Source organism: Pelagibius sp. 7325, from assembly GCF_037652055.1.
Classification (GTDB): Bacteria; Pseudomonadota; Alphaproteobacteria; order Kiloniellales; family Kiloniellaceae; genus Pelagibius.
In genome coordinates this window covers 1-1111 of record NZ_JBBKAH010000023.1, presented here as the reverse complement: position 1 = coordinate 1111, position 1111 = coordinate 1, and the positions used below count along the sequence as shown (strand labels likewise).

The 1111-nt window shown below is 66.7% G+C and carries 1 protein-coding gene; it reads left to right on the top strand.

Annotated elements, in window-relative coordinates; translation table 11 throughout:
• Positions 1-1110, top strand: a 1110-nt coding sequence (locus tag WDC82_RS25095) for an S-(hydroxymethyl)glutathione dehydrogenase/class III alcohol dehydrogenase (protein WP_340120191.1), incomplete at its 5' end; no start/stop codon positions are given.
• Between the last annotated feature and the right edge of the window lies 1 nt (position 1111).

Below are 1111 nucleotides of genomic sequence, written 5' to 3'. Positions count from 1 at the left end.
ATGGATGTACGGGCAGCGGTGGCGATTGCGGCGGGCAAGCCGCTGGAGGTGACGACGGTGCAGCTGGAGGGCCCGAAGGAAGGCGAGGTGCTGGTTGAGGTGAAGGCAACGGGGATCTGCCACACCGATGCCTTCACGCTGTCGGGCGACGACCCGGAGGGTCTGTTTCCGGCGATCCTGGGCCACGAGGGCGCCGGGGTGGTGGTCGAGGTCGGTGCGGGGGTGAAGTCCCTGAAGAAGGGCGACCACGTGATCCCGCTCTACACGCCCGAGTGCCGCCAGTGCGAGTACTGCCTCAACCCCAAGACCAACCTCTGCCAGGCGATCCGCACGACCCAGGGCAAGGGCCTGATGCCCGACGGCACCAGCCGCTTCTCGCTGGATGGCAAGCCGGTGCTGCACTACATGGGCTGCTCGACCTTCGCCAACTTCACGGTGGCCCCGGAGATCGCGCTGGCCAAGGTGCGCGAGGACGCGCCCTTCGACAAGATCTGCTACATCGGCTGCGGCGTGACCACGGGCGTCGGCGCGGTGGTGAACACCGCCAAGGTGGAGCCCGGCTCCAACGTGGTGGTGTTCGGCCTGGGCGGCATCGGCCTCAACGTCATCCAGGGCGCCCGGCTGGTGGGCGCCGACAAGATCATCGGCGTCGACCTCAACCCGGCCAGAAAGGCGCTGGGCGAGAAGTTCGGCATGACCCACTTCGTGAACCCGAAAGACATCGACGGCGACGTGGTCGCCCACCTGGTGGAACTGACCGGCGGCGGGGCGGACTACTCCTTCGAGTGCATCGGCAACGTGAAGACCATGCGCCAGGCGCTGGAGTGCTGCCACAAGGGCTGGGGCGTCTCGGTCATCATCGGCGTCGCCGGGGCCGGCCAGGAGATCTCCACGCGGCCCTTCCAGCTGGTCACCGGGCGCGTCTGGAAGGGCACCGCCTTCGGCGGCGCGCGCGGGCGCACCGACGTGCCAAAGATCGTCGACTGGTACATGGAGGGCAAGATCAACATCGACGATCTGATTACCCACACCCTGCCGCTCAAGGACATCAACAAGGGCTTCGACCTCATGCACGAGGGCAAGTCAATCCGATCGGTCGTCGTCTACTGAA